Source organism: Chromatiaceae bacterium (assembly GCA_016714645.1).
Lineage (GTDB): Bacteria > Pseudomonadota > Gammaproteobacteria > Chromatiales > Chromatiaceae > M0108.
Genome location: JADKCI010000004.1, coordinates 582,087 through 597,467, shown reverse-complemented (window position 1 = coordinate 597,467; position 15,381 = coordinate 582,087). Strand labels below are relative to the sequence as shown.

General features: G+C 63.3%; 11 protein-coding genes, 1 pseudogene and 1 CRISPR repeat array. Of the genes and pseudogenes, 10 read left to right on the top strand and 2 right to left on the bottom strand.

Going from position 1 to position 15,381, the window contains the following annotated elements:
- Positions 1-61 precede the first annotated feature (61 nt).
- The 10 genes and pseudogenes from cas6 (at position 62) to IPN92_14615 (ending at position 12,117) form a co-directional block, all read left to right on the top strand.
- Positions 62-667 (top strand): type I-MYXAN CRISPR-associated protein Cas6/Cmx6, encoded by a 606-nt coding sequence (gene cas6 / locus IPN92_14660; GenBank protein MBK8639444.1) that lies wholly within the window; start codon positions 62-64, stop codon positions 665-667.
- Positions 664-3,054, top strand: a complete 2,391-nt coding sequence (gene cas3 / locus IPN92_14655) for a CRISPR-associated helicase Cas3' (protein ID MBK8639443.1) — start codon at positions 664-666, stop codon at positions 3,052-3,054. Before cas6 ends, cas3 begins: the two co-directional genes overlap by 4 nt.
- Complete coding sequence (cmx8, locus tag IPN92_14650) at positions 3,051-4,751, top strand: type I-MYXAN CRISPR-associated protein Cmx8 (GenBank protein ID MBK8639442.1); 1,701 nt, start codon at positions 3,051-3,053, stop codon at positions 4,749-4,751. The genes cas3 and cmx8 overlap by 4 nt, the downstream gene beginning before the upstream one ends.
- Before the next feature lie 26 nt (positions 4,752-4,777).
- Positions 4,778-5,713: a type I-B CRISPR-associated protein Cas7/Cst2/DevR gene (locus tag IPN92_14645; GenBank protein MBK8639441.1), complete on the top strand. Its 936-nt coding sequence runs from the start codon at positions 4,778-4,780 to the stop codon at positions 5,711-5,713.
- 11 nt (positions 5,714-5,724) lie between these two features.
- The gene (gene cas5, locus IPN92_14640) at positions 5,725-6,414 is read left to right on the top strand and encodes a CRISPR-associated protein Cas5 (protein ID MBK8639440.1); all 690 of its coding nucleotides are present in this window, start codon (positions 5,725-5,727) and stop codon (positions 6,412-6,414) included.
- A gap of 443 nt (positions 6,415-6,857) precedes the next feature.
- A pseudogene (gene cas1, locus IPN92_14635) lies at positions 6,858-8,467 on the top strand (type I-MYXAN CRISPR-associated endonuclease Cas1).
- A 9-nt stretch (positions 8,468-8,476) separates the two neighbouring features.
- Complete coding sequence (cas2, locus tag IPN92_14630) at positions 8,477-8,785, top strand: CRISPR-associated endonuclease Cas2 (protein ID MBK8639439.1); 309 nt, start codon at positions 8,477-8,479, stop codon at positions 8,783-8,785.
- A 245-nt stretch (positions 8,786-9,030) separates the two neighbouring features.
- A CRISPR array of direct repeats spans positions 9,031-9,999; the repeat unit is 36 nt; unit sequence GCGGAATAATCACCGATGCCGAAAGGCGTTGAGCAC.
- Positions 10,000-10,596: 597 nt separating this feature from the next.
- Positions 10,597-10,788 (top strand): YnbE family lipoprotein, encoded by a 192-nt coding sequence (locus IPN92_14625; protein MBK8639438.1) that lies wholly within the window; start codon positions 10,597-10,599, stop codon positions 10,786-10,788.
- 35 nt (positions 10,789-10,823) lie between these two features.
- A complete protein-coding gene (locus tag IPN92_14620; GenBank protein ID MBK8639437.1) occupies positions 10,824-11,174 on the top strand; it encodes a YdbL family protein in 351 nt (116 codons plus the stop codon).
- An 88-nt stretch (positions 11,175-11,262) separates the two neighbouring features.
- Positions 11,263-12,117 carry a serine protein kinase RIO gene (locus IPN92_14615; protein ID MBK8639436.1) on the top strand — a complete coding sequence of 285 codons (855 nt, stop codon included), beginning with the start codon at positions 11,263-11,265 and terminating at the stop codon, positions 12,115-12,117.
- A 17-nt stretch (positions 12,118-12,134) separates the two neighbouring features.
- On the opposite strand, the gene dnaJ is transcribed toward IPN92_14615, so the two are convergent.
- Positions 12,135-13,247, bottom strand: coding sequence for a molecular chaperone DnaJ (gene dnaJ / locus IPN92_14610; protein ID MBK8639435.1), 1,113 nt, complete (start codon positions 13,245-13,247; stop codon positions 12,135-12,137).
- A 152-nt stretch (positions 13,248-13,399) separates the two neighbouring features.
- Positions 13,400-15,346 carry a molecular chaperone DnaK gene (dnaK, locus tag IPN92_14605; GenBank protein ID MBK8639434.1) on the bottom strand — a complete coding sequence of 649 codons (1,947 nt, stop codon included), beginning with the start codon at positions 15,344-15,346 and terminating at the stop codon, positions 13,400-13,402.
- Positions 15,347-15,381 lie beyond the last annotated feature (35 nt).

Genomic DNA, 15,381 nt, shown 5'->3' with positions numbered 1-15,381 from the left:
GTGCTCTAAGATAACCACCGAGCCCAACGACGTCCTGGACCTGTACCCCGGAGCACACCAGATGGACACCCCAAAGATCGACCTCAGATTTCCCCTTACCGGACGCGAAATTCCGCTCGACCACGGCTACCTCCTCTTCGCCGCGCTCTCCAGCCTGCTCGAAAGACCGGACGACCCATGGCTGCACGCAAGCGCAGAGCTCGCCATCCACAACATCCGCGGGCGCTACATCGGCCCAGGCCTACTCGCCCTGACCCCGGAATCCCGGCTCTCCATCCGCCTGCCCGCAGCGCTGCTCCCCCGATTCCTACCCCTCGCCGGCAAGGCGATCCCGCTCGGCGACGAGCGCCTCCGCATCGGCATCCCCCAACCCGCCGTCCTCATTCCCGCCCCCAGCCTCTACGCCCACCTCGTCACCACCAAGAACGGCCAGGACGAGGTGCGTTTTGACGAAGAGATCGCCCGCCAGCTCACCGCCCTGGGGGTGCGGGGCAAGCCCCAGCGCGGGCCGCGACGGACCTTCCGGGTGAAGGACAAGCGTGTCGTCGCCCACACCCTGCTGGTCACCGAATTGACGGCGGACGAGTCGATCCGGCTGCAAGAGGTGGGATTGGGCGGAAGGCGCAAGCTGGGGTGCGGGGTGTTTGTGCCGTGGGAGGCCAAATGACTACGCTGCTCGCCAAGTCTTCGACGGTGGGCGGCGAGAAGAGCCTGAGCGGCCACGTCCGCGATGACCTCAACGCCTTTATCGCCCTCTTTGGCGCCCGAGAGCGCCCCAATGCCCTGGCCGCCGACTGGCTGCGCTTCTTCCGCCTGGAGCCGTTCCACTGGTCTGCCTTCTGGACCAACGCCGTGGCCGCCATTGCGTTGCATGACCTGGGCAAGGCCAACGACGGCTTTCAACAGGCGTTGCGGCGCAAGGGCGAGCAGGTCATCCGCCACGAACACCTGAGCGCATTGGTCATCGCCCTGCCCGAGGTGGAGCGGTGGCTTGCAGCCATCCCGCTGCTCGATTGGGATCTGGTGTTGAGCGCGGTGATCGGCCACCACCTCAAGGCCGGTCCCGATGAGGTGGGCAGAAAGACGGGCGAGCGCAACCTGTTGACCTTCCCCGGCGACGATGCCGAGGTCCAAGCCGCCTTCCAACTGCTGGCCGAACGGCTTGGCCATCCGCGCCGCGCCATCGGATCCTCGCAAGAGATGCCATCCCTGGGCATGCCGAATCTACTTCCACCTGAACAAGGGGCGCCAGAGCCGACCTTCGCCTTGCCCCGGCTGTGGTCGCTGGAAGGCGGCGGCGAATCGATCCCCGACCACGCCGAGCGGCTAGGCCGCCGCTTTGCCAAACTAAAACTTGCCCTGAAGCGGGACGAGCCACGCCGCCGCCTGCTGCGCGCTCTCAAGGCCGCCGTCATCGCCTCCGACAGCGCAGGTTCCGGCTTCGCTCGCGAGGGGTACGACATCCCTGGCTGGATCGCCGGGCTCTTCGACCCGGCCCAGCGGCTCGACGGCGACTACATCCAGCGCCATGTCCTTGACCCACGCAAACGCCAGATCGAAGCGCGCCACGGCGGTACCTTTGACTACCACGGGTTTCAGAATCAAGCCGCCGCCCAGCCGAGCCGGACCCTGATGATCGCACCCTGCGGCGCGGGCAAGACGCTGGCCGCCTGGCGCTGGATTCAGGCGCAGCTTGCCGAGCGACCCAGGGGCCGGGTGATCTTCCTCTACCCCACCCGCGCCACTGCCACCGAGGGGTTCCGCGACTACGTGGCCCACGCCCCGGAGAGCGACGCCAGCCTGTTGACCGGCACCGCCGCCTACGAGCTGCGCGACATGTTCAGCAACCCCGGAGACGGAAGAAACGGCGCGGACTACCTCACCGAGGCCCGCCTTTACGCCCTGGGCTATTGGAACAAGCGCCTATTCAGCGCCACGGTCGATCAGTTCCTCGCCTTCATGCAGCAGTGCTACAAGGGGCTCTGCCTGCTGCCGGTACTGGCCGATGCCGTGGTGGTCTTCGATGAGGTGCACAGCTTCGATGTCGGGCTGTTCGACGCCTTTCTGAAGTTCCTCCAGCACTTCGACCTGCCGGTGCTGGCGATGACCGCGAGCCTGCCCGAGGGGCGGCGGCAACTGCTGGAGGCCGAGGGGCTGCACCTCTATACCGGCGCGGATCAGGCCGACCTAACCGCCAATGCCGAACTGGAGCGTTACGAGGTCAAGGCCATCGCCGATGACAAGGAGGCCGAAACAGCGGTGCGCGCCGCCCTGGCGGAGGGGGGCAACCTGCTGTGGGTGGTCAACACCGTGGACCTCGCCCAGGCCCTGGCCCAGCGGCTGCACGACCTTGATCCCATCTGCTACCACAGCCGCTTCACCCTGGACGACCGCAAACAGCGCCACAATGAGGTGATCGCCGCCTTTCAGGGGAAGGAGGCCAAAGGCCGCCTCGCCATCACCACCCAGATCTGCGAAATGAGCCTGGACCTGGACGCCCGCCTGCTGGTGAGCGAGTACGCACCAATTTCGTCGCTGATCCAGCGCATGGGCCGCTGCAACCGCCACGCCCGGCCAGGGGCCAACACCCCCGGACAGGTGCTTCTCTACCCCGGCGAAAGCGGGCTTCCCTACAAGCCCGACGAGATGGCCTCGGTTCCGATCTTCGTCGCCGAGATCTACGGTCAGCCAGTATCCCAGGCGCGGCTCGAAGCCTTGTTGCAACGCATTACCCAAAGCCAGGGGCGCGAATCGAACCGCTGGGCTGCTTTTATCGACGACGGCCCCTGGTCCTCCGACGCCCACTGCGACGAGCTGCGCGATGGCGACGACCGCTCCGCTCCGGCGGTCCTGGATGATGCGATCGACGCCTTTCTCGCCGCCCTGCGCCGGCATGAACCCACCGATGGTTTCATCCTGCCCGCGCCGCGCAGCCTCGCCAAACCCGATGACCGCCTGCCGCGCTATCTCAAACTCGCTCCAGCAAGCCACTACGACCCCAAGCTGGGCCTGCTCAAACATCCCCGATCGACCGACCAAGGAGGAGGGCAATGAATCCAGAAATCAGCAATGAAGCCGATGGCCGCCTGCGGCTGCGCTACCGGCTCCACGAGCTACCATCGGCACAGCACAAGGCGGGGCTGGCGGGGCTGGTGTTCCATGCGCGGAGCCTGCAATCGCGGGGCGTTAAGCACGCCATCGAGGTCGCGGAAGTCGCCCCCGATGCGGCGGAAATCGTCATCGGCCCCGAATCGCTGCAAGCAACCTTCGATGATCTCTATGCCGCTTCCTGGCGCGAGGTCTTCTCCCCTTCGAAGTGGCGGGGCAAGGAGCCCAAGCGAGTCGCCGAGGTCCCGGCCAAGAACGACGACTCGGGCAAGATGGAAAAGCGTTTTGTCTATGATGACTTCCGGCCCGCCGGCCCCTTCTTCATTCATCTTCTTAAAGGCGGCGCGGAAAGCCGCTGGCTCAAGCTCTGGCAAGACATGCTCTGGGCCGTGCTGCGCGCCCAGCCCGCCACGCGGGGCGACTACGAGGCCCACGCCAACGGCCAACCCATCGCCCTGCCTTCCAGCACCTGGGGAGCCCTGCTCAAGGCCGCCAAGGGGCGCGCCAAGAACAAGCTGATCGTCGATTCGGTGGCCGGGTCGCTCTTCGTCGGCGCTCAGGCGGTCAACGCGGAGAAGGTGAGTTTTCAGGGCAGGGTGGAGATCAATTTTCTTCTTCAATTCTGGCAACTGGTCACGCCGATCTACGCCCCACGCACTATTGACGCGAAGAATCGGCGCATGACCGATCAGGGCTATCTGCTGGCTATCCCGGAGGTCAGCGATCTGGAAGAGTTCCTTGACAATATCGAAGCGTTCTGGCGGTCGCGCACCGATAAGGTGGCCGGCTACCGCCCCGAACAGGCGGTGATCGACGTGCCGCAGGAGGGCGGCCTGGAGTTCCTCTACGAGCTCGCCCACTGCCGCGCCGGCCAGCACTCCGGCTTATCGCTTTCTATCAGCGGGGTGGAGTGGTTCCACCAGGAGAAGCAGGGCAACAACATCCGGATGCATGGCCAGGGACGCATCCGCGCCGACCGCGCCCTGCTGCGGCGTTATGAGGATGCCCGCCAGCGCCACGGCAACCCGCTATTCAAACACCTCACTCTGGGCAACCTGCTGGCGGATCGGCCCTGGCACCAGGGCGCGGCAAACCTGCTCGCCTTGCAGCCGGTGGAGTTCTTTATCCACTCCGCCAAGACACCGCGTTTCGCCTTCTTCGGCACCGTTGCGCGCCACCGATTTATTGCCCAAATCCAAGACCTCAAGGCACAGGAGAATATTGCTATGAGTCAAACCAAGCCCAAACCCCTGGCTGAGGCGCTGGTCGCCCGCGTCTATCAACTCATCGGCGCCTATGTGGAGCACCGCGCCCAGGAGCGCAGCGGCAAACGCCGGCGCGACTTCACCAAGGGCGAGGATGGCAAGGTCCACTACCCCAAAGATCTTCGCGATGCGGTGGAGAAAGTGACCAAAGACGCCTTCCTTGCCATGCGCGGGCGCAACGACCGCGAATTCGTCGCCTACTTCACCGGCACCATCTGCTCGGTCCCCCAGTTCTTCGGCCGCCAAGAGGATTTCATCGCACTCTCCCAAGCCCTTATCGAGGACCCGGACCTCATCAAAGACCTCTCCATGCTCGCCCTCTCGGCCCATTCGTGGATGCCGGGCGGCAACGCCGACGAATCCGCTGAATCGAATTGAACGCACGTTTCCAAGGAGCCATCACCATGAACGCAACCAAGAACCTGTTTGGTACAGCCCTCACCTACACCGCCCCTAGCGCCAACTATCGCGGCGAATCCGCCGAGAACCGCGCCGTCATCCAAAAGATCACCATCGGCCGCTTCGAGCACGCCATCATCAGCCCCGAGGCGATGCGCAACGCCCTGCGCGAGACCCTCGCCGCCCTCGGCCTGCCCTGCAACCGCGAACGTCTGGACGACGAAGAGCAGTTGGCCGTGCGCTTCAAGGACTACCCCGACGATGGCCGCTTTGCCGACGACTTCTTCATGGGCTGGATGGTGGCGGCTAATGGCAAGGATCGCGAGAAGATCAAGAAAGAGTTGAAGACCAAGGGGCGCAACCCGGACGCCTTCACCTTCAAGCGCGACTCCATCCTGCGTATGAACATGGCGCTGGCGGTGGAGCCATACCGCCACGACACGGTGTTCACGCAATCGCCGCTGGACGCAACCGACAAGGGGATCAAGGCCCACACCAACGACACCAGTTCTAACCTGTTGCTGCGCGAGACCGCCGTCACCGCCTTCCAATACCCCTTTGCCCTTAACCTCGGCGACTGCGCCCCTCACCTGGACTGGACCCGCGACCTGCTCAAGGCCATTGGCGAGCTGAACGGCGTGGCCGGCAACCACGCCCGCAGCTACTTCGAGATGGCCCCGGCCAGTCTGGTGCTGCGCCTTACCCCGCAACTGGTGGCGGGCTTCGACACCTACGGGTTCTCGATCAAGGAGGGCAAACACCAACTCCCCGAGGTGGTAGAGGGGTTGCTCGCGGGCGACTATCCGGGCGCGGAGTTCTTCCTCGGCGGAAAGCTGATCAAGGAGATGGACGAGGCCACCCGGAAGGCGCTGGCGGACAAGGGCGTCACCCTCGACCGCAACCCGCAGCGGCTGCTCGAAACCGTCGCCCAGCAACTCTGAGGCGCGCCGCCATGCTGCGTCTTCGGGTACAGGCACCCTTCGCCACCTTCCGCAACTTCGCGGCGGGCAGCTTTCGCCCCAGCGCCCCCTTCATTACCTACTCGGCGGCCTACGGGCTACTGCTCAACCTGGCGGGGCGGGAGATGCGCGCCCCGGACGACGGGAAATCGGCGATGACCCTCATCGCCGCTGGCCTACCGCGCTTCGATCTAGCCTTAGGGGTGTGCGGCGCGCTGCCCACGTTACAGACCCTCTACCAGCAGTTGCACAACTATCCGGTAGGCAATTCGGGCAAGGAGCGCGAGGAGCTTGCCCGGGGCAACAAGTACAACATCACCCCGGCGCGCCGCGTGGTATTGCACCGGCTGGATGCCCTGCTCGCCCTGCGCGGTGACGTAGCGTTAGAGGCCGATATCCTCGCCGGCCTGCATGGCAAGCGACCGCGCTACGGGCTGCCCTTCCTCGGGGACAACAACTTCCTTCCGGATCGCATCGGGCCGGCCGATGAGACGGTCGAGGCCCGCTGGCTCGCCCCGTTAGAGCAGGGGACCGCAATGAACGATCTCACCGAGGGAGCGATGCGCCTCACCCTGCGCATTGATCGCGCCGACATGGCGCGCACCGAGAGCGGGTTGTTTCGGGTGGAATCAAAAGCGAGAGGCGAGCCACCGGAATGGAGCTGGGTCGCGGTGGGCTACTGACATGGAATGGAGATGCCATCTCTTCATATCGCGGGTAGTGCGCAGAACCGGCCGGGGTTCCGCCAACAGGACGGCCGATCAAGGCAAATCGCCCTTCGGGTATCCGCCCTACCCTAACCCCCAGCATCCAGATAACGTCACCGCCTGATCAAGCAACGCCCGGTGGGCGGGGAGTGCGCGAAAACTGATGGCGGTCGAGCGGGGCCAGCGCGAATATTCATGAAGCACCTCGGGGTTATCCACCCTGATTGAGATTAGCTTAATATAGCCACTGTATGGACGCTCGCGGGCCTGGCAAGCCGTTGCGGCATGGCGCCCACCCATCCCCGATGCCCCAGGGTGTTGGGCCATTACGGCCCGTCATCCATCCTTGGAACGTCCACCGCCGGAGGCATCCTATGTCCGATACCGATACCGTAACGAACCAATCCCTGCTCCGCATCATGGCCTTGCATGCCTTGGCCTATTGCGAGCGGCTGTTCTACCTGGAAGAGGTCGAAGAGATTCGCGTCGCCGATCACCGCGTCTACGCCGGCCGCACCCTTCACGAGTCCGAGTTGCCGAAGGACGGCGGCGAGCTGGTGAATATCACCCTGGAGAGCGAGCGCTGGGGCCTGAAGGGCAAGCTCGACTATTTCCGTTACCGCGACGGCCACCCGGTCCCGTTTGAGCACAAACGCGGCCGTTCGAAGGGGGACGATGCGTGGGAGTCGGACCGTCTCCAGATCACCGCCTATGCCGCCCTCCTGGCGGAGCACCTCGACCGCCCCATCCCCGAAGGGCGCATCCGCTACCACGCCAACAACAAGACGGTGCGCGTTCCCATCGACGAGGTCGCGCTGGAGGGGCTGCGCAGCGCTATCGACCGCGCCCATGAGCTCGCGGGATCGGTGCTGCGCCCGCCGGTGGCTCTAAACGAAAATCTCTGCGCCCGCTGCTCCCTGGCCCCGGTTTGCCTGCCTGAGGAGGAGCGCCTCGCTGCCGTGACCGAAGGCGAGCCTGAAAAAAGCGACGGCCCGCTGGTGCGGCTCTTCCCCGAGATAGATGAACGTCGGGTGCTGCACGTCACCGACCCCGGCATGCACGTAGGCAAGCACGGCGAGGAGATCAAGGTCACGCCCAGGGAGGGCGTGGCGCGGCTCTTCCCCAGCCACGATGTCGCCGCCATCGTGCTCCACGGCGCGGCGCAGATCAGCAGCCAAACCATCCACTACTGTCTGGCCAACGACATTGGCATCCACTGGGTCACCGGCGGCGGCAGCTACGCTGGCGGCGTGGTCCCGCCTGGCGGGGTGCAGCGCCGCCACCGCCAGTTCCTGGGACTGGGGGACCCCGCCCTCTGTCTCGGCCTGGCGCGACGGCTGGCCCACACCAAGATCGAAAACCAGCTCCACTTCCTGCTCCGTGCCGGCCGCACCCGCGGGGTGCGGGAGGAGATCGATTCCCACCTCGACGCCATGCGGGGCGAACTGCGTGGGCTGGAGGCTGCGGAGGGGGGGACGCCATCCGCGGCCACGAAGGGATGGCCGGCCGCCACTACTTCGGCGCGCTGCCCCGGCTACTCGACCCCGAACAGGCCCATATGCAGTTCGACGGCCGCAACCGCCGACCGCCCCTCGACCGCTTCAACGCCGCGCTGAGTTTCGGCTACGCCCTGCTCTACAAGGACGTGATGGCCGCCCTTATCGCCGTGGGCCTCGACCCCGCCTTCGGCTTCTTCCACACCCCACGCAGCGCCGCCTACCCCCTGGCCCTGGACCTGATGGAGCTGTTTCGCACCCTGCTGTGGGACATGCCCCTAGTGGCCGCCATCAACCGCCGCCAGTGGACCGAAGAACACTTCACCACCACCGGCAAGCAGGTCTGGCTCTCCGACGACGGACGTAAGCTCGCCATCAAACTCTACGAAACCCGCAAGCAGGAGAGATGGAAACATCCGGTGGTAGGCTATGCCCTCAGCTACCACCGCGCCATCGAGCTGGAGGCACGGCTACTGGAGAAGGAGTGGAGCGGCACACCGGGGCTATTCGCCAAGATGCGGCTGCGCGGATGAGGCAGGAATATGGGCAAGGAACTGGAGCACGCCGACCGCCACTGGTATCTGGTGAGCTACGACATCCGCGACCAGCGCCGCTGGCGAAAGGCCTACCAGATGCTTTGCGGGACCGGCGAACGAGTGCAATACTCTCTATTCCGCTGCCACCTCAACCGCACCGAGCTGGAGAGGCTGCGGTGGCGATTAGAAAAGATCCTAGCCCAGGAGGATGACCTGCTCATCATCCACCTCTGCCCAAGCTGCGCCACGCGGGTGCGGATATGGGGCGAACGGGCAGGCTGGGAGCAGGGCCGGCCCAGGTTCGAAATCCTGTGAGGCCGGCCGGCAAGCATCAGGGGGTGGAGTAAGGCGGGGTTGCAGGGAATCCCGAAGGTCACCTGAAAATCCAGCGGATTTTAATGCTCCTTCCTCCTGAAACCGCATGTCGAATGCAATCAATTGTTTTTGATTTAAATAAGTGTCTTTTCAAGTCCTTCACCGAAGCCGCGTTGCCAAAATGCCCGCGGTGCATGTCGGAGAGGCGAAAATTCGCCGAAAATACCGCCGGTTGCAGCGGCGCGGCGGAATAATCACCGATGCCGAAAGGCGTTGAGCACACGTTCTGTCATATCCTCGTACTGCGTGCCACCAAAGGCGGAATAATCACCGATGCCGAAAGGCGTTGAGCACTCCGCTCAATCTGTAAGTTTGCTCGCCCTCTCGCCTGCGGAATAATCACCGATGCCGAAAGGCGTTGAGCACAGCTACACCGCAGACGAAGACCTGCTTTCGATCATGGCGGAATAATCACCGATGCCGAAAGGCGTTGAGCACCTGGTAGCCAGGAGGGCCATATCAATCTCCGTCAGGGGCGGAATAATCACCGATGCCGAAAGGCGTTGAGCACTTGTCCAGGCTGTCGCCCTGTTCCTTCCAGGTCTCGCGGAATAATCACCGATGCCGAAAGGCGTTGAGCACATACCGGGGCTTTGTGCGAGCGCGCCGTCTATCTGCGGAATAATCACCGATGCCGAAAGGCGTTGAGCACCGGCACAACAGGTGGTGGATGATGCCGCGCGGGATCTGCGGAATAATCACCGATGCCGAAAGGCGTTGAGCACATCGAGAAGGTTATTGGAGTCCTCGTTGGAACATGCGGAATAATCACCGATGCCGAAAGGCGTTGAGCACTGCCTCTATCGTCAACAACAAACGTCGGACTTTTTGCGGAATAATCACCGATGCCGAAAGGCGTTGAGCACCTAACTTATGCTTTTGAAATTTCTGTCGTGGCTCTGCGGAATAATCACCGATGCCGAAAGGCGTTGAGCACGTTATTCGGTAGATGCCTGGGTCGCGGCCCATACCGGCGGAATAATCACCGATGCCGAAAGGCGTTGAGCACTACAAAATCATCGATCGGGTACGGGTCGCGGTGGCGAGCGGAATAATCACCGATGCCGAAAGGCGTTGAGCACTGGTACACCATCAAGTCAATGGGTTGGGAATTGGCCGCGGAATAATCACCGATGCCGAAAGGCGTTGAGCACATTGGTAGTATTAATGGTACTACTGGTATCAAGACCCGTTAGATTATATACCTTCTTTTTAAACAATCTGGGGCATTTCTCCTGCCAATCTTGCAGGGCCTGCACGGGCGAAATGTGTCCTAACGCTCGCTCGGTTTAATGACTGCCGACCTGGGCCGTGCCGTTGGCGTTGGCGTTGACCTAATGCACCGTCACCGGCCCGGCGCTCTTAATGACCATGAAGCTGGTACCGATTTAAGTCCCTTCGGCGAGAAGCACCGTCCTGGCCAATTGCCCGGCCTTGTCGCGCCAACCCGGTGGCTCCCTCCTGGGAGCTAGGCTGTTCGTAGTGAACCCTGAGTTCGGCGACCCGGACCCTAAGGGGGGATGCACGGGTCGCGAGGAGCAAGGCGCGGACCGGCCGGCGCCCGAGGCTGCCCCCAGCCCGGGGACGCTGTCGCAACGGATCTGAACAAGGGTCTCTCCCCAGGGCCGATTGAATCTGGATTGCCGATCGCTGGTAAAGGTCGAGGGCCAGGATATCCCAGGGGGACCGGGTTATTCTTGTCAGGATCACGACAAGCGGCTAATCTTGAGCGGAATTCTAGGAGAACCTCGATGCCTTTACCCAGGCCGGCCTTTTTGATCCTGCTAGCGCCCCTGTTGCTTGGCTGCACGCCTACCGTGCAACTGGCCATGCCCTCGGAGCCGATCAACATCAATCTTAACGTCAAGATCGAACACGAGATTTATATCAAGGTCGATAAGGACCTGGATCAGGTCCTCAACAAATCCAGCGGTTTATTTTAGGCGCCCCGTCGAGGCTCCCCGGAGAAAAGTCGCCCATGTCCTCACGCATCCGTATCGCCGCGGTCCTCCTGGCCCTTGGCCTGGGCATGAGTCTGCCCGTTCTGGCGCTCAACCTGAATCAGGCCAGCGCCGCCCTTGGCCAGGCCAAGGCCTCGGGTCAGGTCGGCGAGAAGCCCACTGGCTACCTGGGGGTCATAGCCCCAGGTAGCCAGGCCGCCGAGATTGCCCGCCTGATCAACGAGGCGCGCCGGGCTGAATATCAGCAAGTCGCCAACAAAAACGCCATCCCCTTGGGGGACGTGGAGGCCCTGGCCGGCAAAAAGGCCATGGATAAGACCCCCGCGGGTCAGTTCATTCAATCCGGAGGGCAATGGGTGAAGAAGTGAGGGCCGGTGTGTGCGCGTCTCCCGGGGCCGTCAGGGCCCTGGCGGTTGGTTCCACCCCTGTCACTGGTCATTCCCCAGCAAGCCGACTATGAAAACCCCAAGAAGTCTCGAACCGCTCGTTAACGACGGCCTTGTCGATGAAGTGATCCGCCCGCTGAAGAGCGGCAAGGAGGCCTCGGTCTATGTGGTGCGCTGTGACGGCGCCATTCGCTGTGCCAAGGTCTATAAGGAAGCTAATCAGCGAGGATTCCACAAACAAGTGCTGTATCGGGAAGGGCGCAAGGTGCGCAACAGTCGCCAAGCCCGGGCCATGGAAAAGGGCTCCCGTTATGGCCGTCAGCAGCAGGAAGATGTCTGGCAGAATGTGGAGGTCGATGCCTTATACCGGCTGGCCGCGGCCGGCGTGCGTGTTCCCCAACCTTATCATTATGTCGAAGGCGTGCTCCTGATGGAGTTAGTGGTCGACGAAGAGGGTGAAGCCGCGCCCCGACTCAACGATATTGAATTGACCGGAGAGCAGGCGCTGGATTACCACGGCCAACTCATCGGCAATGTCGTCAAAATGCTCTGCGGCGGCCTGATCCACGGCGATCTTTCCGAGTTCAACATCCTGGTGGATGCCCAGGGCCCCGTCATTATCGATCTACCCCAGGCGGTCGATGCAGCGGCGAATAACAGTGCGGCCAGGATGCTGGAACGGGATGTGAACAATCTGGCCGCCTATTTCGGTCGTTATGCGCCCGAACTGCTGGCCACCAGCTACGGCAAGGAAATCTGGTACATCTACGAGAGCGGCAATCTGAGGCCGGACACCAAACTGACCGGCCATTTCAAGGGCAGCAATAAGCAGGCTGATCTGGACAGCATCATGCGGGAAATCGATGATGCCCGCGAGGAGGCGATCAGGCACAAACTCGAGCGGGCGGAAGCCGGCCTGTACTGACAGGGCTCGTCCTCGCGCTAGGTAACCATCTTCTCGAAGAAGTTCTTAACGCCGTCCAGCCAGGAATGGGATTGAGGGCTGTGCTTGTCGCCGCCGGCAATGACGGACTCGTCGAATTCCCGCAGCAGCTCCTTCTGACGCTCGGTGAGATTCACCGGGGTCTCCACCAGGACCCGGCAGATGAGATCGCCAATAACGCCCCCACGCACGGGTTTAACACCCTTGCCACGGACCCGGAACATCTTACCGGTCTGGGTCCCGGGTGGAATCTTGAGCATCACCTTGCCGTCGAGGGTTGGCACCTGCATCTCGCCGCCGAGGGCGGCGGTGACGAAACCGATGGGGACCTCGCAGAACAGATGATTGTCCTCGCGGGTAAAGATGGGATGGCGCTCGACCTCGATCTGAACGTAGAGATCCCCCGGCGCACCCCCTTTATCACCCGCCTCCCCCTCCCCCGCCAGGCGGATGCGATCGCCGGTATCGACCCCGGCGGGCACCTTGACCGAGAGGGTCTTCTGCTCCTGGACCCGGCCCTGGCCGTGGCAATGGACGCAAGGATCATCGATGCGGCTGCCGGTGCCACGACACTGGGGACAGGCCTGCTGGATGGAGAAGAAGCCTTGTTGCATCCGCACCTGGCCCATGCCGTTGCAGGTGGTGCAGGTGCGGGGCTTGGAGCCCGGACGAGCACCGCTGCCGCCGCAGTGGTGACACTCCACCAGGGTGGGGATGCGGATCTTAACCTCCTTGCCCGCCACCGCGTCTTCCAGGCTGAGGCTGAGGTCATAACGCAGGTCGGCGCCCCGATGAACCCGCCGGCCACCGCCCCGGCCGCCAAAGATGTCGCCAAAGACATCGCCGAAGATGTCGCCAAAACCCCCGGCCTGGCCCATACCCGCGTCCGCCTCGACCCCGGCGTGGCCGAACTGGTCGTAGGCGGAGCGTTTCTTGGGGTCCGTCAGAATCTCGTAGGCTAGTTTGGCCTCCTTGAACTTCTGCTCCGCCTCCTCGCCGGGATTGCGGTCCGGGTGGTACTTCATGGCCAAGCGCCGGTAGGCCTTCTTGATGTCGGCCTCGCTGGCGTTGCGGGGAACACCCAGAACTTCGTAGTAATCGCGTTTGGACATGGCGGGGGGCTTCAGAATGCTCTAACGGAAATCAATCGTGATATCGGTCTGACTGGATGCAGGACGGCCACCGCGAAGAACTTCGGGTGGCCGCCAGGCGCCCGCCGAGGGGCGCTCCCATCCAGCATCGGCGGGTCGGTCTCCCGCGCTGGCTACTTTTTGTCGTCCTTGACTTCCTCGAACTCGGCATCGACGACGTCGTCGCCGCCAGCCTTCTTTTCGCCACCGCCCGGGGCCTGGCCAGCATGACCGGCATGGCCCGCGTCGCCGCCGGTATCGCCCGGCTGGGCATAGAGGCGCTCGGCCATCTTGGCGGAGGCCTCGCCCAGGGCCTTGGTCTGGGCCTCGATACGGTCCTTGTCCTCGCCCTTCATGGTCGCTTCGAGATCCTTGATGGCAGATTCGATGCGCTGCTTCTCACCCGACTCCATCTTGTCGCCCAGTTGCTCCATGGATTTGCGGGTAGCGTGGATCAGGGTATCGGCCTGGTTGCGTGCGGTGACCAACTCATGGAAGCGGCGATCATCCTCGGCATGCGCCTCGGCATCCTTGACCATGCGTTTGATCTCGTCATCCGAAAGACCCGAGGAGGCCTTGATGATGATGGACTGCTCCTTGCCGGTCGCCTTGTCGCGGGCCGAGACGTTGAGGATGCCGTTGGCGTCGATGTCAAACTTGACCTCGACCTGGGGCATGCCGCGCGGGGCCGGCGGGATGTCGCTGAGATCGAAGCGCCCCAGGGACTTGTTGGCCGAGGCCTGCTCGCGCTCGCCCTGGAGGACGTGGACGGTGACCGCGGTCTGGTTGTCGTCGGCGGTGGAGAACACCTGCTGGGCCGAGGTCGGGATGGTGGTGTTCTTCTCGATCAGCTTGGTCATGACCCCGCCCAGGGTCTCGATGCCCAGGGACAGGGGCGTGACATCCAGGAGCAGCACATCCTTGACCTGACCCCCGAGAACGCCGCCCTGGATGGCGGCACCGACGGCCACCGCCTCGTCCGGATTGACGTCCTTGCGCGGGGCCTTGCCGAAGAACTCCTGGACCTTGGCCTGGACCATGGGCATGCGGGTCTGACCCCCGACCAGAATTACCTCGTTGATCTCGCCCGCGCCCAGGCCGGCATCCTTGAGGGCGGTGCGGCAGGGGGCTATGGTGCGCTCCACCAGGTCCTCCACCAGGGATTCGAGCTTGGACCGGGTCAGCTTGACGTTGAGGTGCTTGGGCCCGTTCTGGTCCGCCGTGATGTAGGGCAGATTGAGGTCCGTCTGCTGGCTGGTGCTGAGCTCGATCTTGGCCTTCTCGGCGGACTCCTTGAGACGCTGCAGAGCCAGCGGGTCCTTGCGCAGGTCCATGCCCTGCTCCTTCTGGAAGATCTCCACCAGGTGATCGATGATGCGCTTGTCGAAGTCCTCGCCACCCAGGAAGGTGTCGCCATTGGTGGACAGCACCTCGAACTGATGCTCGCCCTCGATCTCGGCGATCTCGATGATGGAGATGTCAAAGGTGCCACCCCCCAGGTCATAGACGGCGATCTTCTGGTCGCCCCGCTGCTTGTCCATGCCGTAGGCGAGGGAGGCGGCGGTGGGCTCGTTGATGATGCGCTTGACGTCGAGGCCGGCGATGCGGCCCGCATCCTTGGTGGCCTGACGCTGGGAATCGTTGAAGTAGGCGGGCACGGTAATGACGGCCTCGCGGACCTCCTCGCCCAGGTAGTCCTCCGCCGTCTTCTTCATCTTCTGCAGGATTTTGGCCGAGATCTCGGGCGGGGCCATCTTCTTGCCATGCACCTCGATCCAGGCGTCGCCATTGTCGGCGCGGGCGATCTTGTAGGGCACCATGCCCATGTCCTTCTTGACCACGGCGTCTTCAAAACGGCGGCCGATCAGACGCTTGATGGCGAAAAGGGTGTTCTGGGGATTGGTGACCGCCTGGCGTTTGGCGGACTGGCCTACCAGCACCTCGCCGTCGCCGGTGAAGGCGACGACGGAAGGCGTGGTGCGATCGCCTTCCGAGTTCTCGATGACCTTGACCTTATCACCCTCCATGATGGCGACACAGGAATTCGTGGTGCCCAGGTCGATGCCGATGATTTTTCCCATGATTGTTTTTCTCCGGAATATGAGGCTGGCGCGCC

Bases quoted from the DNA above. Each gene is read 5' to 3' on its own strand.
- cas6 (MBK8639444.1), top strand. From the start codon at position 62: ATGGACACCCCAAAGATCGACCTCAGATTTCCCCTTACCGGACGCGAA.
- cas3 (MBK8639443.1), top strand. From the start codon at position 664: ATGACTACGCTGCTCGCCAAGTCTTCGACGGTGGGCGGCGAGAAGAGC.
- cmx8 (MBK8639442.1), top strand. From the start codon at position 3,051: ATGAATCCAGAAATCAGCAATGAAGCCGATGGCCGCCTGCGGCTGCGC.
- IPN92_14645 (MBK8639441.1), top strand. From the start codon at position 4,778: ATGAACGCAACCAAGAACCTGTTTGGTACAGCCCTCACCTACACCGCC.
- cas5 (MBK8639440.1), top strand. From the start codon at position 5,725: ATGCTGCGTCTTCGGGTACAGGCACCCTTCGCCACCTTCCGCAACTTC.
- cas2 (MBK8639439.1), top strand. From the start codon at position 8,477: ATGGGCAAGGAACTGGAGCACGCCGACCGCCACTGGTATCTGGTGAGC.
- IPN92_14625 (MBK8639438.1), top strand. From the start codon at position 10,597: ATGCCTTTACCCAGGCCGGCCTTTTTGATCCTGCTAGCGCCCCTGTTG.
- IPN92_14620 (MBK8639437.1), top strand. From the start codon at position 10,824: ATGTCCTCACGCATCCGTATCGCCGCGGTCCTCCTGGCCCTTGGCCTG.
- IPN92_14615 (MBK8639436.1), top strand. From the start codon at position 11,263: ATGAAAACCCCAAGAAGTCTCGAACCGCTCGTTAACGACGGCCTTGTC.
- dnaJ (MBK8639435.1), bottom strand. From the start codon at position 13,247: ATGTCCAAACGCGATTACTACGAAGTTCTGGGTGTTCCCCGCAACGCC.
- dnaK (MBK8639434.1), bottom strand. From the start codon at position 15,346: ATGGGAAAAATCATCGGCATCGACCTGGGCACCACGAATTCCTGTGTC.